Genomic DNA, 20,822 nt, shown 5'->3' on the forward strand with positions numbered 1-20,822 from the left:
TGATAGTTTGACGCAGGCTCATTCCCGCCCGCATGAGTCGCATAGGGGGCTCAGACCCAGCAATTGCGCCGCATTCAGTCCCAGCAGGCGGGCCTTGACCGGATCGGGCAAATGCGCGTGAAAACCCACCGGATCGGGCTCGCCCATGTCGAAGGGGTAATCCGTGCCCAGACACAATTTGTCAGCGCCATGGGTGCGCACCAGCGCGTCGAGCTGATCCCGGTCGAACACCAGCGTGTCGAGCCAGACCTGGCGCAGATAGGAGGACGGCTCACGCGTGATGAACCGGCGGCAATCATCGCGCGCGCGATAGGCATGATCCATCCGCCCCCAATAGGCGGGCAGATAGCCGCCTCCATGGGCCACGCATAATTTCAGCCGCGAATGCTGTTCCAGCACACCGCCGAAAATCAGATGGCTGAGCGCGATGGAGGATTCGAGCGGATTGCCGATGATATTGTCGAGATAATGTTCGGCCAGACGCGCGCCATGGGTAAAGCCCAGCGGGTGCAGAAACAGCAGCACGCCCAGTTCCTCGGCCGCCGCGAAGAAGGGCCGGAACGCATCCTCGGCCAACTCGCGCCCCGCCACATTGGTGCCGATCTCGATCCCGCGCAGCCCCAGATCACCCACACAGCGGCGCATCTCCCGCACCGCCATCTCGACATTCTGCAGCGGCACCGTGCCCATGCCCACCAGCCGGTCGGGATGCTGCGCCACCGCTGCCGCGATCCCGTCATTGACCATCCGTGCGGCATCGCGGCCCAGTTCATCGGGAGCGAAATAGTAATATTGGCCGGGCGAGGGACTGATGGCCTGCACATCGACGCCAAGCCGGTCCATATCGGCCAGCCTTTCGTCAATGCCGTTCAATTTGCGCCCAATGGCGGCGAAAAGCTTGGCATTGGTGGCCATCGAGGCCGCAGACATGAAGGCCAGCGGATTGGGCGGATTTTCGACCTCGGCGCGGATCAGCGCTTCGGCGGCGGCAATGTTCATGTGGCAATGCAGGTCCACCACCAGATGCCTGCCCCGCTGCGCCACAGGGATCGGCGCGCGCTCAGGCCCGCAGGCGCAGAGGTGATCGCCGCTCATGCCTCGGCCTCCAGCATGGCGGCGATGCGGCGGCGGACCTTGACCGCGGGGCCATCGGATTTGACCAGCAACTCGCGCTGGATCTGCGATGCGGCATCGACATGGGGTTCGACGGCCTCGATCGCGTCAATGTCCTGCTGGCGGATCTTCTTGTCCGATTCCAGTTGGAAGGCATCGAGCACCTCGTCATCAAGGCGGAAATTGCGATTGGCAAAGCCGAAATAATGCGAACTCGTTGCCGTTTCCGGAGTGATGCCATGCAGGATATGCAGGTGGCCCAGTGCGGATGGCACATGATCTTGCCCCGGCACGCTGGTGAACAGCGGCATATTGGTGCGGATCAGTTCGGGGCCATAGAAATCGGTGATGGATTCCCAGTCGGCCAGCCCTTCGTACCTATGATCGGCGCCCCATAACAGATCGTGGAATCCGCCCCATGGCAGTTTGCCGCTGCGGATCAGGCGATAGCTGCGCTCGCGCTCTTCCTCACGCATGGGCATGGCCTTCATCGCCTCGCCCCCCGCGATATGGTGGTGCAGATAGGGCAGGTGGGTAAGGTCCATCAGATTGTCGATCAGCAATTGTGCCCGCGCCCGGATGGTGAAATGGTTGGGCGAACTGTAGCGCCACCCCTCGACCCCCAGCCCGAAATCGGCATAGGGCGGAATCAGATCCGGGTCGCACCGATCCGCATCCCCCATCCAGATCCAGCAGAGCGGGCCGCGTTCCTCGACCCGATAAGTGGGCTGGCAAAAGCCCGCGCCCGTGCCCTGTGAAGGGATGGCGCTGCATTTGCCATCGGCCTCAAACACAAAGCCGTGATAGCCGCAGACCAGCGCATCGCCCTCCACCCGGCCCTTGGCCAGCGGGAAATAGCGGTGCGGACACAGACCATACATGGCCACCGCCTCGCCCGCCTGCGTGCGATAGAAGGCCAGCGGCTTGCCGAGGATGGTGCGGCCAAAGGGTGTGCGCGTGATTTCTTCGGAAAAAGCCGCGATATACCAGCGGTTCATCACAAAGGGCTGCGCCTTGCCAAACGGGTACATGCCTCTTCCTTTTTGTGGTTTTATGGGATTTTCGTCAGTTTAGCGGCGGGGCTTTTGAAATTAAAATCAATCTTGGATGATGAAGATATCACCATAATCTATGGAGTGGCCGCGCCCGCGCCATTGACCGGGCATGTCATCGCGTGACGGATCTCGCCTTGACGCCAAAATCGGAGTAGCTTGACCCTTAAGCGGGCCGGAGAGCACCGTGACGGGCAGAGAGGAGCGGCAGCCGCCGGTGGATGACAACCAACTCATCGCCACGATGTATGGCGCGGTCGGCGAGGAATTGCGCTGGACCGCCGTTCTTGATGCGATAAAAATGCGGCTGGGCGTGGCCAGCGCCGTGTTTCAGAGCCTGGTTGCCGATAAGGACGACCTTGTCCCCTTCCTTTGTCGGCGCGACACATGGTCGACGCAGGAGGCCGAACGCCACGATGCCTGGGCCAATTCGCCGCTCAACCCTCGCTTTCGCCGCGATACCGAACCGCAGGGGCAGGACGAGATCGAGAGCGACCAGCGCAGCCTTGCCTTCACCGCCGCCGACCGAGAGGCGTTACGTCTCGGTCTGGCCACCTGCGGTCTGGGGCCGGGGTTCTGGCTGGGGTGCAAGACCGCGCCGGGCGAACATACGACGATGATTTTTCATCGCCATGTCGGCGACGGGCGCGACATGACCGAGGCCGACCTGTATTTTCTGCAACAACTCCTGCCCCATTTCCAGCAGGTTTCGCTCCTGCTTGCCAAAACGGCCGGATATGACGCCCGTCTCGCCATGACCGAGGCTTTCATGGATTCTACCAGCCTTGCGCTGGTGGCCTGTGACCGGGATCTGGGCCTGCAATGGATGAATGCCGCCGCCGAAAGGCTGATCGACACATTGCCGCAGATCGCGCGCTCGGCCGGAAAGTTGCGCCTTCGCGCGATGGAGGCCGACCAGATGGTCCGGGAAACCATCCGGGGGCAGAAAGGGGATACCTGCCGCCTTGTAGGGGATGAGCCTGCGCAAGTGCTGCATCTGCGCGTGCTGCGCCGTGATGCTGTCGACCGCCGCCGTCCGGGCAACAACCTCGCGCTTGTTGCGCTCTGCTCGCCCGGCACGGCGCCCAGCATCAATGCGGCCGAGGTGGCCGATCTGTTCGGGCTGACCATGGCCGAGGCGATGCTGACCGCGCATCTGGTGGGCGGCATGACGGTCAAGGATTTCGCCGCCCATCGCGGCATTGCCGAGGGCACGGCAAGGATGCAGCTCAAAAGCGCGCTGGCCAAGACCGGGGTTGGTCGTCAGGCTGATCTGGTCCGGCAGGTCTGCCAGTCGCTCGCGCGGCTCTAGGGCGGCCGGGGCGGCCGAGGCGGAATGCAGCCGCCCCGACCGCTCCCATCAGAAGGTCACGTTCAGCTTGACACCAAACTCACGCGGCGCGCCATAGAACTCGTTCGAGTTCAGTTGCCCGGTGATATATTGCTTGTTCGTCAGGTTCGTGCCCCAAGCCTCGACCTTCAGCCTGTCGTTGAGCTTGAGCGTGACAATCGCGGAAAGCAGCCCGCGCGCATTGAGCCGGTCCGACAGCGGCGAATAGCCGATATAGGTGAATTGCTCACCCACATAGGCATAGTTCACCCGCGGCGTCAGCGTCACCTCGCCGCCCAGCGACAGTTCATATTCGATGCCGCCCCCCCACGTCAGGCGCGGCGCATAGAGGTTGGGGCCGCCGCCCGTGGTCTGGATAAAGGGGCGATAGTCAAAGCAGAGCGGGGGCGAGGAGGGCTGACCGGCCGGGCATTGCGGGCCGAGATTGGCCCCGCCCAGTTGCCGCGTATTGACGAAGGTCACGCTGGCCAGATGCGAATCCACAAAGGCAACATTGGCGTCAAAGCCCAAGCCGCCAAAGCGCCCCTGCACCTGCGCCTCGACGCCCTTGATCTTGACGGTGGAGATGTTCTCCACGCCAGAAAAGCCGGTGCTGGGTTCGACCACGTTGAACTGGAAATTGGAGTATTGGTTGTAGAAAGCGCTGAGCTGGGTGCGGATGCGGTTGTGCAGGAAGGCCGATTTCCAGCCCGCCTCATAGCTGATCACGCGTTCGGGGTCGAAATTGGACGTAGGCGAATTGAAGCCGCCCGGCTTGTAGCCGCGCGCGACCAGCGCATAGAGGAGGTTGTCGCGATCCATTTTCCAGTTGAGCGCGAATTTGCCGGTTGCCAGCGAATCCTTATGCTCGCCCGCCAGCGAGGCCACGGCAAGGCCGCCCGTCGGAAAGCCCGGAATGCCGCGCCCGATCGTGACATCGCCATAGCCGGTCGCCTTATAGGTCGAATAGCGCGCGCCCAATTGCGCCTCAAGGCCCGGAACGATCTCGTAATTGCCTTGCGCGAACAGGCCGGTGGTCGTGCGCTGGTTGCCGCCGATGATGTCGGTGGGAAAGCCGCCTTGGTCCTGAAGGATGCGGATGCGGATGTCGTTGCGCTGGAAATAGCCGCCCAGAATCCAGTCGAACCGCCCCGCCGTGGGCGAGATGATGTTGATTTCCTGCGTATAGACCTTTTCGCCCGCGAAATAGTTTTCCGCCACGCCGCCCGGCCCGGCCGAAGCATCGACATCGTTGAGCGCATTGATCCGCTTGTTCTGATAACCCGTGACCGAGCGCAGCACGATCCCGTTGGCCAATTCCTGTTTCAGCTCAAGGCTGGCCTGAAAGGCGCGTTCGCGGTTGGCAACGGGTGTATCGAAGCTGAGTGTGCGGATATCGCCCACGCGGTAGGCATCAAAGGGCGTGCCAAGGATCGGGCGATAGGCATAGCCGCCTGTGTTGCGATCATTGAAGGACACTTTGGCGATGGCCTGAAACGATCCGGGCTTCCACATGGCGGTCAGGCGGCCGCCGCCTTCCTGCAGCTTGCCCGCGTCCGTGGGCACCGGGCCGACGCTGGTGTAATAGCTGCGGTGGCTGCGATAGAAACCGGCCGCGCGCAGCCCGAATGTGTCGGAAACAGGCAGGTTTACCGCGCCTTCGGACTGGAACGAATTGTAATTGCCGACGCCCACCGTCGCATAGCCGCCCAGCCCCTTGTTGAGCTGCGGGTTCTGCGTGTTGATGAAGATCGCCCCGCCGGTGGAATTCGACCCCACCAGCGTCCCCTGCGGCCCGCGCAGCACTTCGACGCTGGCCAGATCGTAAAAGCTGTTCCCTTGCACGATCGGCGGCTGGAACAGGCCATCGACATAGGTGGCGACACCGGCCGTCACGCTGGGCGAATTGCTGGCAAGGCCGATGCCGCGAATGTTGATCGACTGGGTAATGCCGCCATCGGAGATCGAAAGGGCCGGGCTGGCATTTTGCAGATCGGACAGGTTGGTCACCGCCTTGGCGGCCAGCGAGCCGGAATCGAAGGCTGTTGCCGAGACGGCCAGATCCTGCAGCTTTTCCTTGCGCCGCTGGGCCGTGACGATGATGTCGCCAACGCCTTGACTGGCGCCCTCGGTTGCGGGGGCTGCTTGCTGCGCCAGACCGGCATCCGGTTGGAAAGCAAGGGCGAGCGCAAGAGCGCCCCCCAGCATAGAGTGAAGTTTCATATTTCCCTCCCTTTGTTTTATGTTGTTAGGATTGGGGCTTCCACGCCGAGGCGGCGGCCAGAAATGCCAGCGTCTCCTGGCTCACTTCGCCGTCCTGCGGCGGGAAATAGCTCAGCTTGACCACGACGGTCCGGCTTGCCGGATCGATGTAGACATATTGTCCCTGCAGCCCGATGGCCGAATAGGCGGGCGAATTGGCCATGGTCCACCATTGATAGCCATAGCCGCCTTCAGGGCCGTCTTCCGGTCCGGCGGGGGCTTGCGCCGCCTTGACCCAATCGGCGCCGACCACGCGCTTGCCGTTAATCACGCCCTCGTCGAGCATCATCTGGCCAAAGCGTGCCCAGTCGCGCAAGGTGGCGTTGAAACCGGCGCCGCTGAACTCGCGCCCGGTGCCCGGTTCGCCATCCATGATGTAGAACCCGTCCGCCTCGGTGCCCAGCGGTTCCCACAGCTTGCGCGCGGTGTAGGCCGCCACCGATCCGCCGCTGACCCTCTCGATCATCCAGCCCAGAACGGCGGTGTCGATGGTCTTATAGGCAAAGACCTCGCCCGGCTTGGACTTGCGCTTGATCGTGCGGGCCACATCGGCAAAACGCGCGACATTCTTGACCAGCGCGTTGATATGGTTGCTGGCCGCGATGCCGGGGTTGGCAAAATCATAGCGCTCTTCATAATCGACGCCCGAGCGCATCTGGAGGATCTGGCGGATGGTCACGCCATCATAGCCGCCGCCCTTCAATTCGGGCAGATAGCGGGTGATCGGATCATCGAGCGAGGCGATCAGGCCGTCCGCCAGCGCCGCTCCGACCAGCGTCGAGGTGATCGACTTGGTCATCGACCAGCCCATGAAGCGCGTGCGCTCGTTCGATCCGTTGCGATAGATCTCGGTGACGATCCGCCCGTCCTTCATGATGAGCAGCGCGTTGGTATAGGTCCGCTCCAGCGCCTGCTGGGCGGTCCAGGTCTTGCCCGCGAAGGAATAGGTGAAATCCATCGGCCGCTCGACCTTGGGCAGGGGCGAGGGCGCCCCCGAATGGCCGACAAGGCGCGTGGTGAACAGTTGATCCATGTTGCGGAAGGCGAAAGAGTTCACATCCGCATCGTTCATGTGCCAACGCATGACCTGCGTGGCCACCGGCACGTCGGAGCGGACCTCTCCCTTCAATTGGGCCGGAAGTTGCTGCTGGGCGCAGACCGTCGTCGGCCCCGCCAGCAAACCAGCCATCGCGCCCACGGCTAGACGAAATGCAAAAGTCATGTTGATCCATCTCCCTGCGACCCGGCTTTCATGAGCCGCCGCTGAGCCCATATTGGCGCGCGCTGGGGAGGGGCGCATGAACCATTTGGTATATGCCATATCAATTTTTATGGATGGCGGATGCGGGCGCGATGATGGCGCAGCGCTTTTATGCTTGCTTGCCCGGCCTCGCTCCGCCGGGCGCCCCCTGAAAGCTTATGCGCTCTCAGGGGGCTCCTCGATCAACCTTCCTTCTGCGTCACAAGGACCGACCGGTCCGCTTCACCGGCGCTCAGCAGATCCTGACCCTTCTGGCTGAGCAACATGCCGATCAGCGCGGCCAGCGGCCCGCCGCCGGTCCCTTCGCCATGGTCCTGGCCCGTGTTGATCTGGATCCGCGGCACGATGTCCACGCCCGATTTCTCCAGCGCCTCGGCCAGTCGCTCGACGATCTGGCGGGTCAACTGGTTATGCGCGCCGCCTGAGGCTTCGGCCTGCCGCGCGATGGTTTCGGCGGTGGCAAGGCCGGTCTTGGTGATGCGTTCGGCGTCGGCTGCGGCCAGAGCGATCATCTTGGCCGCCTCGCCCTCGCCGATCAGGCGGACGCGGTCGGACTCGGCCTTGGCCTGCATACGGGTCTGCTCGGCCTGCTGCGTGGCCTGACGCAGGGCCGCCTTGCCCTCGTTCTCCTTCACGATGATCGAGAGTTCGGACTGGGTGATCGCCGTCTGCTGGTTGGCCTTGGCCTCGGCCTCGCGCAGGGCCTTTTCGCTTTCGGCGGCAATGCGCTGCTTTTCATAGGTCGCCACGCGCTCCTCGGCCACCTGCCGCTCGCGCAATTGCTGCAGCACCTTCTCGATCTGGTCATTGCCCCGGCCCGCGCGCGGCGTGCCGATCAGCACCTCCTGAAGCTCAAGGTTATAGGCGCCGAACTTGGTGCGCATTTCCTCGCCCGCCTGCTGCTGAATGTCGCTGCGTTCCTGAAGCAGCTCGATCAGCGTCTTCTTCTGGGCGATATTCTTGAAATAGGCTGACACCATCGGGTCCAGCGTCTGTTCGACCAGCTTCTTGATGTCGCCGAAACGCTGCACCACCAGCGGCGCCTTGCGATAGTCGATATGCACGACGACCGAGAGCGGCAGCGTGGGTTCAAAGGCATCGCGCGTGATCAGCGAGACTTCGGACAGGTTCTCGTCGAACTTGTGCTGGCCGACGGTGTCCTCTTCCCATTTCAGGATGAAATTGGTGGTGGGCACGATCAGGATCTTGCCCGCATAGGTGTTGAACGCATATTTGCCGGGCAGCAAAGGCTCGCTCCACACGCCGCGCGATCCGCGCGCGACCAGCTCGCCATGGCGGTAATCCTCGCCCGATGTGTCGCCCGTGTCATTGCCGGTATAGCTGATGACGACGCCTACATGGCCGACCTCGATCACCGTCTTGGCCACCATTTCGACCGTGGCGAACAGGCGGTTGATGTAATAGCTGCCCTCGACCAGAACCTGAAGCTGTCGCCCGCGACGGCCACCCGCCGCGATGAACTTTTCCGGGTCCTGAAAGCTGTTGTGGAAATGGGCCGCTTCGCTCTGCTGCGTGCCCACCTCGGGCGCGATGATATGATCCGCGTTCAGCGCCGGGCCGTCATGCACGGTCACAATGCCGATCTGGTCGGAACTGTCCTTGATGACCACGGCTTCGAAGCCGCCTCGCCCGGCGATGACGGTCTGCATCTGGCCAAACAATTCGCCGTCATTGACGTTGAGCATCAGGCCATAGATCTGATCGCGGGTGATGATGACGAATTGCGCGGTGTTGATGGCATAGGTGCCCTCGCGCAGGATGGTGCGTTGGGGGCCTTTCTGGCCGTCCTTCGAAAGGAACGCGCGCACGTCAAGAAAATCGGCCGTGGCGGCATTGCTGGCCAAAGTCTGCGTCGGGGCCAGCGGCGCGCCGTCGCGGGCAAAGACATAGCCGATCTGGCCCTGCGGAATGGTCACCAGCGACTGGCTGTGGACGCGATATTGAAAGGGAAAGAAGAAGTGGTAGCCGCCGCGCAATACTTCGGGTTGAAAACCGGCCTCTTCGCGCAGGGCTATCAGGCCATCATTGATCGAACCGGCGCCGCTCCACAGTTTTTCAACAATGGCGACACGGTTATTGCCGACATAGCGCACACAACGCGAGGCGGCAAAGAGTGCAAGAACAAACACAAAAAGCCCGGCGCCAGCGCCGAGCACGATCATATTCTGCATGGAGGGTGACATCCTGTGGTGTCTTTTTAAGAAGCCGCGCAGTTGCGGCCGCCGCCGTATTTACGCCCAAACAGAATGCTGCGCTAGCGAAATCGGAACGTGATAAAGTATCCTTCAGTCGAATTTTTCACCATACTTGAGTTCGACATAATTGGCCAAAGTACGCGCCTTGTCATGAGCGAGGATCCCGGATTCCCTTGATCGGGCCTCCAGCGCCTGTTTCAGTGTGGTCAGCGCCGCGGCGGTCTGGCGGCGCAGGGGCGCCTGCGCCCCATCGGCCCGGTCGATCGCGGCGCCTGATGCGTCGAGCAGACGTTTCAGATCCTGAACCACTTCGCGGGTCTGCGAGTCGTGGTGGTCGAGCTGCATGGCGGCGATCTGTTCGAGCAGCGCCTCGACATCGCCGTCAAAGCGGCCCCGCGCCCCGGCAAGGCTTTGGCTCAGGTCCGACCTGCTCTTGGCGGCCGGATCGCTCGCCTCACCGTGGGTGTCGGCGCGTGCGCCGCCGATGCGGTCGCTCATCGCGGCCAGAGCGATCAGCGCCATGCAGGCCCCGCCATAGATGACCAGAAACGCCCCGCCCAGCCCGAGCGCATGGGGCAGCCATCCCGCCCATGTCTCCGGCGCATGGCCCATGGCCGCATCGGCAATCAGCAAGAGCAGGTAAGCGGGGGCCAGAAAATGAATCGCCATACCGGCCATGAAGCGGCTGCGCGAAATGCGCTTCACTTTGCCGGTGGCAGGCATCGGAGCAGGGGCCATGCGCGTTCTTTCAGAATTGCACGAGGCCCAAGTTGCCGATTGCCGGAAATTTATACAAGCATGGCGAGCATGAAGCCCACCGCTTAGTGCCCGGGGCAGCAACCCCCTATCGGCTTCAGCGGTCGCCCCATAATGCCCGCTCCTTTCCGTCGGGATCGTTGAGCAGCGCGGGCGATCTGTTGAGGTCCATCGTGGCCCGCTGATCCGGCTTGTAGGTGGGCCACGCGGGTAGGCCATGGGCCGCAGGCGCACCTCCCGCCACGAAATGCACCATGGCGCCATGCAGGGCGTCAGCCAATGGCTGATCAACGGCGGAAAGGCCAAAGAGGTTGGCGATGCCCTTTGTCTGCAGATGGTTGAAGGTGAAAGGCACGTCGAGCACATGGGGCGAGAGGCCCTTGAAAGGCCCGCCCGGCGCCGGATAGGTCAGGCGATAGCGCCAGACCGGGGCGCCGTTGCGGGCATGGGCCTCGGCCATGCGCAGGCAAGGCATCCCATATTCCTCGGCCGTCAGCAGCCGCCAATGGCGTTCGGCCTCCGACAGATCGGGGAAGGCCTGTGCATAGGCATGGTCGAGGGCGGCCATCCGCTCCATGCTTTCATTCGCCACCGACTGCGAGGACAGCGGCCCGCCGGCTGTTCCGGCGGGCAGGAACAGGCGGCTTTCATCGGCGTTGCTGCCGATCAGCATGGGGACGCGGGGCGCTTTGCCCGCGCGGATGCGGTCGAGCGGGACCATGGGCAGCGCGGCGCCATCGACCATCGGGCGAAAGGGGAAATTGCGCGGCCATGCCGCTTTCGCCGCCCCCTGCGCGGTCAGGATCTGATCGACGCTCGCGCCGAGCAGGCGATCGGCCCCGCCCAGCTTTTCCGCAAAGAGGCGTGCAAATTCCTGGGTTTGCCCCTTGGTATGGACGGTTTGCCCGCCTCCGCTGAATACCGCCGCACGGGCATAGAGACCATCGGCCGCGGGCATGCCGATCAGCGTGCCGACATTTTTGCCGCCCGCTGATTCTCCGGCAATTGTGATGCGGCGCGGGTCGCCGCCAAAGGCGGCTATATTGGCCCGTACCCAACGCAGCGCCAGAATAAGATCGCGCACCCCATGGTTGGCGCTGCCCTCATAATCGGGGCCGAGCAGGCCGCCCAATTCCATGAAGCCGAGAGCGCCCAGCCGGTAATTGGCGGTGACGCAGACAACACCATCAGCGGCAAACCTGTCGCCCGCAATCAGGGGTTCGCCGCTCCATCCGGTCTCATTGGCGCCGCCGTGGATATAGAACAGCACCGGATGAGGCCCCGATGTGGCGGGCGCCCAGATGTTGAGATGGAGGCAATCCTCGCCCATGCGGCCCGCAAAGGGGGCCATGCCCGGCAATTGCGGGGCCACGGCGGCGGGGCCAGTGGCATCCAGAACGCCCGGCCAGTTGCGGGCCTCAAGGGCGGGACGAAAGCGGGCGGCGCGGCCATAGGGGATGCCGGTAAAGACACGGATGCCGTCCTCCATGCGGCCGAGCACCATGCCGTGCCCCGTGGCGAGGGTCAGTTTGGCGGCACCGGCGGCCTGCAATCGGCCCGCCACAGGGACGGCGGCCAGCAGGCCCAGCATTGCCCTTCGGTCAAGCGCATAGACCATATCCGATTTCCTTTCCTCTGCCCGATGATTCTCTGATTTTGTATACACAAAGGTTCTTTTGGGTTGAAAGATTGGAAGGGATCAAGGATAAATCTCCGAGGATCGGAATCTTTGTGCGCAAAATGGTTGGAAAATCGATTTCCTGCATACATTGCAGCGATTCCGGTTTGACAGCGCTGTAAACCTGAAATACCTCTCCGCAAAGGAGGCGCTGAACTGCATGCGTTGATCGAGGTTTCGGCCTTGATTGCATACATTAAGGCAGGCGGCGGGGGATGAGTAACTTCTGAACAGGGATATCCAGGCCGGCCTGGCGATGCGCCGGTGGGCATGGCGATATCCTCTTTTAATGCATTGAAAACAAAAAATATTGGGAGACGGATTATGAAAACCAAACTCGCCATGTCGATTCCGCTCGCCAGCCTGATGCTGGGTCTGTCGGGCTTGGCCCATGCCGCCACTGCGCCCGCCAAAGGCGATCAGAGCGCAGGCGTGGTCGACATCGTGGTGACCGCGCAAAAGCGCAGCGAGCGCCTGCAGGACGTGCCCGTCGCGGTCAGTTCGGTGAGCGGCGAAGTGCTCAAGGCCGCCAATCTGAGCAATATCACCGACATCCGCTTTCTTGCTCCCAGCGTCCAGTTTGCCGAATCGAACAGCGTGCGCGGCGAAGGTTTCGCCATTCGCGGCGTGGGCACTTTCGCCTTTGCCGATGGCACCGAACAGAGCGTGAGCGTGGTGGTTGACGGCGTGGTGCTGGGCCGTCCGGGCATGGGCACGGGCGATCTGGCCGATATTGCGCAGGTCGATATTCTGCGCGGGCCGCAGGGCATGTTGTTCGGCAAGGGCGGTTCGGCGGGCGTGGTGTCGATCACCACCAAGAACCCGGTCCAGAAATTTGAAGCCAGCGCCCGCGCTTCCTATGGCACGGACAATGAGACCAAGCTGGAAGCGATGGTCAACCTGCCGGTCAATGACAAGCTGGCCTGGCGCGTGAACGGCTATTTCAACCACCGCGACGGCTTTATCCAGAACGTGTATACCGGCAAGACGCTGGGCGGCCAGTCCGAGGGCGGTTTCCGCACCAAGCTGCTCTACAAGCCGAGCGATGATCTCTCGGTCCTGCTGGCACTGGATTGGGGACAGCACAATTCGGATTGCTGCCAATCGGTGATTGTCGGCACGACGGGCGCCTCGCCGACCAATTATGTGGTCCAGCGCATGAACGCCTATAACATCGTGCCCAGCCTCGACAACCGCAAGACCAATGTCGGCGGGCCGGTCTATCTCAACATGGTGCAATGGGGCGGTTCGGCGGAAATCAACAAATCGATCGGCGATTACACGCTGACCTCGATCACGGCCTTCCGCCGCTGGATCATCCATGACAACACCGACACCGGCTTTACCGACACGCCTTTCTTCCCGATCAACGGCGCCGATGAGGCCCAGCAGCAATTGACGCAGGAATTGCGCTTCGCCTCGCCCAAGCGGGGGTTGGTCGATTATGTGGTGGGCCTCTATTACTTCAACCAGAACCTGAAGGCGGCCTATCCGCAGCAGGGCCAGCTTGGCCTGCCCGCATCGAGCGCGATTTACAGCCGCAAGGCCCAGCCCGATATTCAAACGCTCAATTATGCGCTGTTTGGTCAGGGCAACATCAATCTGACCGGCAATTGGAAAGTGATCGTGGGCGGGCGCTATACCCATGACGATCTGACCATGATCAACTACAATCGCACGCTGGTCAGCCCGACCGACAATCCTTTCCCCGGCGCAGCCCCGCTGGCCTTTGACCAGACCAATTATCCCAGCAACCGCAAGGCCGACAATTTCAGCTACAAGCTGGGCACCGAATACAAGATCACGCCCGATGTGATGGCCTATGCCACCTATTCGCGCGGCTATAAGGGGCCGGGCATCGGTCTGGTCAGCGGCTATGCGCTGGGGCAGCCGCTGTTTTCGAACCCGGAAATTCCCACCAACTATGAAATCGGCCTGAAGAGCTCGTGGTTCAACCGCAAGCTGGTGTTCAACATCGACGCCTTCCATACCGACATTCAGGATTTCCAGACCCAGGTGGCCACGCCCTTCATCTTCAACGGCACCAATCTGGCCATTCTCCAGATCGCCAATGCGGGCAAGGTGCGCACCCAGGGCGTGGAAATGGACTTTACCGCCCGCCCGACCCAGCGCCTGACCATCGGCGGCAACATGGCCTTTATCGACGCCATCTTTGCCTATTTCCCCAATGGCACCTGCAACTATTCCGCCCAGCCCGGATGCTTTGTCAGCACCACCATTCCGGGTACATCGACCACCGTTCCGGCCACCAGCTTCATGAACAACACCGGACGCACATTGCCCAACAGCCCGAAGTTCACCTTCTCGGTCAATGCCAGCTATGATGTCCCCGTCAGCGCCTCCATGACCGGCTTTATCAGGGCCAATTACAACTATCGCAGCTCGGTCAATTTCAGCGCCAATGGCGATCCGCTGACGGCCCAGCGCGGTTATGGCATTGCCGGGGGGCAGATCGGCATCCGCGACGCCGACGGGCGGTGGAGCGCGGCGGTCTTTGCCCGCAACCTGTTCAACACCAAATTTGTCACCGCGATCAGCAACAATGGCAGCTATCAGACCGCATGGCTGACCTCGCAGGGGATGCGCACGGTGGGCGTGACCGTGGACGCCAAGTTCTAAGGTCCAAACAAGATCAGGCCCCCCGGATCGGGATCCGGGGGGCCTGATTGCTCCATCAGAAGCGCATCGAAGCGCGCACTCCAAAGGTGCGGGGCGGGCGCAATTGATTATAAAGCACGCCATTCTTGACCGGGCTCTGGAAGCTGGCGGCAAAGATGGTGGTGTTTTCAAGATTATTGACGAAGGCCGTGAGCGAGTAGCGACCGCCCGCCGGTTCGAACTGCAACCTTGCGTTGCTGGCCATATAGGCGCCCTGTCGTCCACCGGCCAGATAGTCGATCGAGACATAGCTGGCGCTCTGCACCCGCGTGTCCGCGCCCAGCGTGATGTTGGCCCCGCTTTTCAGCGCGAACTTGTGTTCATAGGCCAGATTGACCGTCCAGTCCGGCGCATTGACCACCGGGCGGCCGGAACAGTCCACGCTGAAAATGGCCGCGCCCGCCGTGGCGGCAAGGCGCGAGGTGGGCGTGACCGCACAGCCCACCGCCGGTGTGGCGCCCGATGAGGAATAGGCAAGATAGCCAAAGCTCTTGTAGCGAGCATGGAGCCACTGGATGTCGGCGGTGAACAGGTCATCGCTGGTAGGCTTGAACAGCACCTCGGCCTCGATGCCATAGAGCTTGGCCGCGCCCGCATTTTCGGTCAGGAACACCGGCGCATAGATCGCCCCGCCCGGCGTGGAGGCCACCTGCACCGGACCCAGATGCGACACCTGCTGGTTGCGGTAATCCCACCAGAAGGCCTCGACATTCAACTGCAGCCGGTTGTCGAGAAAGCGGTTCTTGGACCCGATCGTATAGGCGGTGAGATTTTCCGGCGCGGAATAATTCTGGCCCGCAGCGGCATAGAGCGCCCCCGACTTGAAACCTGTCGCCACCGAAGCATAGAGCAAGCTGCGCGGCGCGACATCATATTCCACGCCAGCCTTCCACGTCGCCTTGCGGAAATGCACGTCGGATGTGGCGACGGCCGGGATATTGGCGAAGATCGGCGTGAAATTGCCGGTGGCCGGGCTGACAAAGCCGACAAAGGGCATGGTGGTGAAATTGGTCAACTGCTGCTTGTGGTCGTCGGTATAGCGCAGGCCGCCCGTTACCCGGAAGGAGGGCGCGACGGTCACGGTCGCCTGACCAAAGGCGGCAAGGCTCCTGGTATCGAGCAGGGAGTTGATCTGCAGCCCGTTGCTGCCCTGATCATAGCGCTGCCGGGCATCGACATGTTCGTCGAACCAATAGACGCCCGCCACCCAGTTGACCGGGCCGGAGCGGTTGGCAAGCCGCGCCTCAACTGAACCCTGACGCGATTTCTCGATGTCGCGGATCAGGAAGGCGGAGGCATAGGATTGGAAATCGAGATCGGTCTTGCGCCATGCCGGGATCACCGTCAGCGTGGCAAAGCCCAGATCGGCATTGGCGGTCAGCGCCGCGCCATAATAATTGTTGTTCTGAAAACCATCGCTTTTGGCGATGATCTGCGGAACCGGGGCGGTGGGGCTTTGCGCCAGATAGGCGGCCACCACCGCCGGATCGCTGGCGCCAAGGCGGCCATTGCCGATCAGGGGCATGATCGTGCCGCCCGAACCCTTGCCCCCCACATGGCCGTAATCCAGCATCAGCGTGGCGTTGATCCCGGCGCGGTTGTCGAACTTCAACTGGCCGCGCAGGGCGCCGGTGTTCTCGTCATCATAGCCATCGCTCATATAGCCGTCATGGCGGGCATATTGGCCCGAAAGGCGCGCGGCCCATTGTTCGCCCAGCGGCAGGTTGATCGCGGCGGAGGTTTTGAACGCATTGTAATTGCCATATTCGGCATTCACAAAACCGCTCGTTTCGCCCAGCTTGGGCTTGGCCGTGATGACATTGAGCGCGCCGCCGCTGGCATTGCGGCCATAGAGCGTGCCCTGCGGGCCTTTGAGCGCCTCGATCCGTTCGAGATCATAGAACAGCGCGGCCGGGGCGGCCGGGCGCGACAGGTAAATGCCGTCAAGGTTGAAGGCCACGCCCTGTTCGGCAAAGGCATTGGCGCCGAAACTGCCGATGCCGCGCATATAAATCTGTGTGAAGGAGGCCGCCGGGGCCACCTGCAGCGCGGGCACCAGACGCGAAAGGTCGGTGGCCTGCGTCACCGATTGCTTGACCAGCGTGTCACCACCCACGGCGCTGACGGCCAGAGCTGCCTTCTGCAGGTTTTCCTCACGCCGCTGGGCGGTCACGACAATGTCCTGCAAACCGGCGCTCTGGCCCTCATCCGGCGCCGGATTTTGGCCCTGCGCCAGCGCGGGACCGGCAATCAAGGCAGAGGCCATCAGCATATATTTCAGGTGCATAACCTGTCTCCCCATGTGTTTTATGTGAAGAGAGGATGGCAAAGGCTTTTGTATAAAGGAAATATTTTGTATTTATCGAATGGATAACGAAAGCAAATCAACCGATGCGATTCAAGGGTCTCGATCTCAACCTGCTTCAGGTCCTCGACATGCTGATCGATCAGCGCAGCGTCACCCGCGCGGCCCAATTGCTGCATGTCAGCCAGCCCGCGATCAGCGCCGCGCTGGCACGGCTGCGGCTGCATTTCGAAGATCCGCTGCTGGTGCAGCATGGCAAGCGGATGATCCCGACGGCCTTTGCCCTGCGGCTGCAACCGGGCGTCAAATCGGTGCTGGGCGATCTGGAAGCGCTGGTCAACACGCCCGCCCATTTCGATCCGGCCACTTCCACGCGCCGGTTTCGGGTGATGGCCTCGGATTTCATTTTGGTCGCGGTGCTGGGCGATTTGTTGCCGCAAATCGAGCAGGAGGCGCCCGATGTGCGCCTGGACATCGTTTCGCCCCATGACAATGCGATTGCCATGCTGGAGGGCGGCGATGTCGACCTGCTGATCACCCCGCGCGATTATGTCAGCGACCGCCACCCTGCGGTCAATTTCTTTCAGGAGCGGCATGTGGTGGCCGGTTGGGCTGAAAACCCGTTGGTCCAGCGTGCGCCCGGTCTGGAGGATCTGCAGGCCGCGCGGTTCATATCGGTGCTGATCGGGCGCTCCGTCACTTCGTCCTTTGCCAATCACCAGCTTGCGCTTCAGGGCGTCACCATCAAAAACGCGCTGACGACCACCACTTTTGGCGTGGTGCCCCAATTGCTGGTGGGGACAGGGCGACTGGCGATCCTGCATGAATCGCTGGCGCGCAAGGCTGCCCAGCATCTGCCCATCCGTTACTGGCCGCTGCCCGTGGCCATTCCCGACATGCATGAGGCGATCCAATGCCATCGCGCGCGGGCCAATGATCCCGCGATGGTCTGGCTGATCGACCGCCTGACGCAATGGTCGGCCGCCGTGATGGCGGAAAGGATGCCCGCTCTGCCGGCAGATATTGCAGTGTCTCCGGGCGCATGATTGTTAGATCGCAGGATGAGCGAAAGGGTGCTTCGCCTCGCGCGGAACGATCAGGCATCCTTGCGCCGAGCCAATCTCGCGCTGCTTTCAATGTGTCGTTCGCATCAGGAACACGACATAACCAAGAAACGCCCGCTCCCGAGCCAAATCGGTTGGCGGATTCCATGCGCCGCCTTGCACCAGCGCAACGCGGAACGGGATCGGAAATCCGCGCATCTTGCGGAAATAGGCCTCGTAACCGGGAATGGTCTGGCGGCCCTGATAGGTCTGGATCACAACCTCGTCGATCACCGAACGCAGAGCGCGCAATTCCTGCGGATCGCCATGCGCGCTCCAGTCCATAAGACCGGTTATTGACAGGCGCCATTGCGCGGGCAACCGTGCGCGCAGATTGGTCAGAAACTGACGATAGCGGCCGATCCCATGGGTGGCTGCATCAAAGTCCACCTGAAGCCCGACCACATTGTTGCCTGCCACGCGCCAGCGGTCGAGGTCGGCAATCAAAGCCGCTTCGACACTTTCATTCCAATCCAGCCGCTCCACCCGTACCACAAGCCATAGCGGCGTGGGAGAGAGCTTCGGGACCCCCGGGCGGAGCCGCAGGAACCGGGGAGGTCCGCCGCGCCGCACCTCGCCGTCGAGCAGATACAGCAATTTCGGCCGGAGATCGGCCGATGGGCTCACCCCCGGCCACAGATAGAACGAAGCATAATGGCGCGGATCGACCGTCTGCCCTGATGCGGGCGGCGGCGGGGCCTGGTGGCACCCCGCCAACAGCATCGACACCATCAGGGCAAGGGCGCGCCTCACCAGTAGTAACGCAGCGTCTTGGCCCATGGGCTGTCGGGATAGCGTCGCTTCAGTTCGAGGAACCACGCCTGCCGCTGCGATTTGGCGACCGATGCCTTGTTCATCGCGTCCGCGCTCAGGAACACGCCCGCGCATTCATTGTAGCCGCCCGGCGCATAGCACATCACCGACCGATAGAGCGCATAGGCGCGCTCGTCCGGGGTGGCCTGCGGATCGGCCAGGATGGCGGCATAGATCGCATCGCGGCGCAGCGGCGCGCCCGGAAATCGATCAGGCGCATTGCCCAAAGTCTCAGGGCCGACAGAGATGCCCCATACCATCCTCGCGGTGCTGAGAGGCGCGAAAGTATCGAACCCGTTGAGGCGCCAGAAATCGCCCAGACACAGCCGGGCGGGCCGATCGAGCGGCGAGCGGGCCAGCGTCGCCCCAGTTTGAGCCAGCGGCGGGCAGGCAAAGCCATCGGACCATTTGCCATGGGCGAACAGCCCGACCGCGACCGGATTCTCGCCTGCGAAATCGTAGAGTGTCCCCGGCGGCGCCCCCGTGGGAACCAAGGCCACATCACGCACGAAATCGGCATAGGCACCGCGCGACAGGCTCTTATAGAGCAGGATGAAACGGGCGATGTCGCGCTCGTGCTCCGGCCGGCCGGTGTTGGCGGCCTCGGCGCGCAGGATCGACGGCGGTGCGATGGTCTGGAGCAGGATCTCGCGCGTCATCTGGTCCTCAATCGGCGATCCGGGCGCGAATATCAGGTCCAGCCGGTCCTGACGCTGCCAGTGGACTGCAAGGCCCAATTCGGCAAAGGGACGCTGATAGAGCGGCCGGCCCGCCGCGATCAGCCCGGCCCAGAAACCCGCCTCACCCGCATCGCGGCTGTCGGCCAGCGCCATGCCGCGCAGGACCTGTCGGCTGAAGGCCAGCGGAGTTGCGCCGGGCGTATGCGTGTCTGCGGGAATGGCGGCCAGAATGCTGGCGGAAGGTTCGCCCGAATAATAGGCATGTGTCGCCTGAAGGAAAGCAAACAGGTCGGGGCGGCCGCCGAATACGGCTTTCTGGGCTGCAAGTTCATTGGCGCTGAGCGGCAGCTTGGCGGGCCCGGCTGGATCTGTCGATGGCGCGGTCTCGCTGTATGAACGGGCCTTGCGCATCTGTCGCATGTCGGTGACGGCCAGCAGCAGCGGCATGTCGCCCGCCCGGCGAATGACGTCATCGGCCTTGCCTTCGGCCAGCAGCTTGCCGTCAATTTCCTCGGCAAGATCGGCGGCCGCTTCGCTGTCCGGGGGCGTGGTGGCGGCCAGATGCTCATATGAGTGGGCCAGTTCCGCCATATCGCCCCGCAGCCACAGCACCCGCCGTGTCAGGCCCTGCGCGGAGGCGGTATAACGGCCATGCGGCCATGCCTTGAGATAAGCGGCAATGGCGCGTCCAGCCTCCACGGCGGCGGCGACATCGACTTTACCGCCATCGAAATTGCCATATTGGTCGGTTGCCCCCGCCACCGCATGTTGAAGGGCAATGCGGATCGGCATGTAGACAGAGGTTTCGGCCACCCACGGATCCCGAGCCCGCGTCAATGTGGTAAAACCATCGCGCGCGGCCTGCCAGTCGGCGGCATGGAAAGCCGCAGCTGCCTTGAGATAGGCGAGATATTCTCTGCCTTGCGCACTGTTCACCGTCACCGCCCAGTCCACGGGGCCGCAGCCGACCTTGGTACGCAGAGCCAGCAGGGTGCTCCTTTCGCTGACCGGCACGGCGGCATTGGCCGCCAGCGCCGCTGCGAATTCCGCCTGCCCCGGGGCCGCGCAAGCCGGGTCGCCTCTTGCCGATGTATCATCCGTCGGCTGCGGATGGGGCCAAAGGGCGGCGCGCATGGATGACCATGTCAGGAAACTGTGGCCGAGCTGCTCCGTGGCCCAATCCGGTTCGGGATAGGCCGCGCCCGTGTCGCCCACCGGATGCAGGCTGCGCATCAGCCAGAGCAGGTTGATCCGGGTGTCGTTGCCCGGCGCGATGGCCGGACGACCGACCTCGTCATACTCCGGCGCCGCCAGACGCCAGACCGGGTAACTGGTGACATCCGCGCAGGCCCATGCGAGACCGGCAAAACCGAGCAACGCTGCGCCCGTCATCGCCGCATGGAAGGCCTTTCGAGAGGATAAGGGACCGGTTTTCCTGACCTTTCGGAAAAACACCATGCTTCGCCCCCTGCCGTTCATGATGGGACAGTAGCGGCCAAGGGACATGCTGACAATGCATCGGACCGGGCAATTTCCGGCATGGCGCAGCGCCGGATCACACGCCGTGGATGGGG

Annotated in this window: 13 protein-coding genes; 3 read left to right on the plus strand and 10 right to left on the minus strand. The window is 62.7% G+C overall.

The window, feature by feature from the left end:
• Nucleotides 1–18 precede the first annotated feature (18 nt).
• Both FHW92_RS02585 and FHW92_RS02590 read right to left on the minus strand, forming a co-directional pair.
• Nucleotides 19–1,095, minus strand: a complete 1,077-nt coding sequence (locus FHW92_RS02585) for an amidohydrolase family protein (protein WP_168601638.1) — start codon at nucleotides 1,093–1,095, stop codon at nucleotides 19–21.
• A complete protein-coding gene (locus tag FHW92_RS02590; RefSeq protein WP_168601639.1) occupies nucleotides 1,092–2,144 on the minus strand; it encodes an aromatic ring-hydroxylating dioxygenase subunit alpha in 1,053 nt (350 codons plus the stop codon). Before FHW92_RS02590 ends, FHW92_RS02585 begins: the two co-directional genes overlap by 4 nt.
• 208 nt (nucleotides 2,145–2,352) lie before the next feature.
• On the opposite strand from FHW92_RS02590, the gene FHW92_RS02595 reads away from it, so the two are divergent.
• Nucleotides 2,353–3,477 carry a hypothetical protein gene (locus FHW92_RS02595; protein WP_168601640.1) on the plus strand — a complete coding sequence of 375 codons (1,125 nt, stop codon included), beginning with the start codon at nucleotides 2,353–2,355 and terminating at the stop codon, nucleotides 3,475–3,477.
• Nucleotides 3,478–3,525: 48 nt separating this feature from the next.
• Here FHW92_RS02595 and FHW92_RS02600 read toward each other — a convergent pair whose 3' ends face one another.
• The 5 genes from FHW92_RS02600 to FHW92_RS02620 form a co-directional block, all read right to left on the minus strand.
• A complete protein-coding gene (locus tag FHW92_RS02600) occupies nucleotides 3,526–5,718 on the minus strand; it encodes a TonB-dependent receptor (protein WP_168601641.1) in 2,193 nt (730 codons plus the stop codon).
• A 25-nt stretch (nucleotides 5,719–5,743) separates the two neighbouring features.
• Nucleotides 5,744–6,979 carry a serine hydrolase gene (locus FHW92_RS02605; RefSeq protein WP_168601642.1) on the minus strand — a complete coding sequence of 412 codons (1,236 nt, stop codon included), beginning with the start codon at nucleotides 6,977–6,979 and terminating at the stop codon, nucleotides 5,744–5,746.
• A gap of 221 nt (nucleotides 6,980–7,200) precedes the next feature.
• Nucleotides 7,201–9,210: an SPFH domain-containing protein gene (locus tag FHW92_RS02610; RefSeq protein ID WP_168601643.1), complete on the minus strand. Its 2,010-nt coding sequence runs from the start codon at nucleotides 9,208–9,210 to the stop codon at nucleotides 7,201–7,203.
• Between the two features lie 114 nt (nucleotides 9,211–9,324).
• The gene (locus tag FHW92_RS02615) at nucleotides 9,325–9,972 is read right to left on the minus strand and encodes a hypothetical protein (protein WP_168601644.1); all 648 of its coding nucleotides are present in this window, start codon (nucleotides 9,970–9,972) and stop codon (nucleotides 9,325–9,327) included.
• Between the two features lie 115 nt (nucleotides 9,973–10,087).
• Entirely contained in the window at nucleotides 10,088–11,608 is a 1,521-nt protein-coding gene (locus FHW92_RS02620; protein WP_168601645.1) for a carboxylesterase family protein, read from the minus strand.
• Nucleotides 11,609–11,992: 384 nt separating this feature from the next.
• On the opposite strand from FHW92_RS02620, the gene FHW92_RS02625 reads away from it, so the two are divergent.
• A complete protein-coding gene (locus FHW92_RS02625; protein WP_168601646.1) occupies nucleotides 11,993–14,308 on the plus strand; it encodes a TonB-dependent receptor in 2,316 nt (771 codons plus the stop codon).
• Nucleotides 14,309–14,363: 55 nt separating this feature from the next.
• Here the strand turns inward: FHW92_RS02625 and FHW92_RS02630 are convergent, their stop codons facing one another.
• Nucleotides 14,364–16,634: a TonB-dependent receptor gene (locus FHW92_RS02630; protein WP_168601647.1), complete on the minus strand. Its 2,271-nt coding sequence runs from the start codon at nucleotides 16,632–16,634 to the stop codon at nucleotides 14,364–14,366.
• Between the two features lie 104 nt (nucleotides 16,635–16,738).
• On the opposite strand from FHW92_RS02630, the gene FHW92_RS02635 reads away from it, so the two are divergent.
• Nucleotides 16,739–17,698, plus strand: a complete 960-nt coding sequence (locus FHW92_RS02635) for a LysR family transcriptional regulator (protein ID WP_168601648.1) — start codon at nucleotides 16,739–16,741, stop codon at nucleotides 17,696–17,698.
• Nucleotides 17,699–17,785: 87 nt separating this feature from the next.
• Here FHW92_RS02635 and FHW92_RS02640 read toward each other — a convergent pair whose 3' ends face one another.
• A complete protein-coding gene (locus FHW92_RS02640; RefSeq protein ID WP_349237634.1) occupies nucleotides 17,786–18,508 on the minus strand; it encodes a DUF3142 domain-containing protein in 723 nt (240 codons plus the stop codon).
• Nucleotides 18,505–20,640, minus strand: coding sequence for a hypothetical protein (locus tag FHW92_RS02645; protein WP_246869872.1), 2,136 nt, complete (start codon nucleotides 20,638–20,640; stop codon nucleotides 18,505–18,507). The genes FHW92_RS02640 and FHW92_RS02645 overlap by 4 nt, the downstream gene beginning before the upstream one ends.
• Between the last annotated feature and the right edge of the window lie 182 nt (nucleotides 20,641–20,822).

The organism is Novosphingobium sp. SG707 (assembly GCF_012275515.1).
GTDB lineage: Bacteria > Pseudomonadota > Alphaproteobacteria > Sphingomonadales > Sphingomonadaceae > Novosphingobium.

Excerpts from the sequence above, each read along its gene's own strand:
- FHW92_RS02615 (WP_168601644.1), bottom strand. The coding sequence starts at position 9,972 with ATGGCCCCTGCTCCGATGCCTGCCACCGGCAAAGTGAAGCGCATTTCG.
- FHW92_RS02585 (WP_168601638.1), bottom strand. The coding sequence starts at position 1,095 with ATGAGCGGCGATCACCTCTGCGCCTGCGGGCCTGAGCGCGCGCCGATC.
- FHW92_RS02635 (WP_168601648.1), top strand. The coding sequence starts at position 16,739 with ATGCGATTCAAGGGTCTCGATCTCAACCTGCTTCAGGTCCTCGACATG.
- FHW92_RS02625 (WP_168601646.1), top strand. The coding sequence starts at position 11,993 with ATGAAAACCAAACTCGCCATGTCGATTCCGCTCGCCAGCCTGATGCTG.
- FHW92_RS02600 (WP_168601641.1), bottom strand. The coding sequence starts at position 5,718 with ATGAAACTTCACTCTATGCTGGGGGGCGCTCTTGCGCTCGCCCTTGCT.
- FHW92_RS02630 (WP_168601647.1), bottom strand. The coding sequence starts at position 16,634 with ATGCACCTGAAATATATGCTGATGGCCTCTGCCTTGATTGCCGGTCCC.
- FHW92_RS02645 (WP_246869872.1), bottom strand. The coding sequence starts at position 20,640 with ATGACGGGCGCAGCGTTGCTCGGTTTTGCCGGTCTCGCATGGGCCTGC.
- FHW92_RS02605 (WP_168601642.1), bottom strand. The coding sequence starts at position 6,979 with ATGACTTTTGCATTTCGTCTAGCCGTGGGCGCGATGGCTGGTTTGCTG.
- FHW92_RS02610 (WP_168601643.1), bottom strand. The coding sequence starts at position 9,210 with ATGCAGAATATGATCGTGCTCGGCGCTGGCGCCGGGCTTTTTGTGTTT.
- FHW92_RS02590 (WP_168601639.1), bottom strand. The coding sequence starts at position 2,144 with ATGTACCCGTTTGGCAAGGCGCAGCCCTTTGTGATGAACCGCTGGTAT.
- FHW92_RS02620 (WP_168601645.1), bottom strand. The coding sequence starts at position 11,608 with ATGGTCTATGCGCTTGACCGAAGGGCAATGCTGGGCCTGCTGGCCGCC.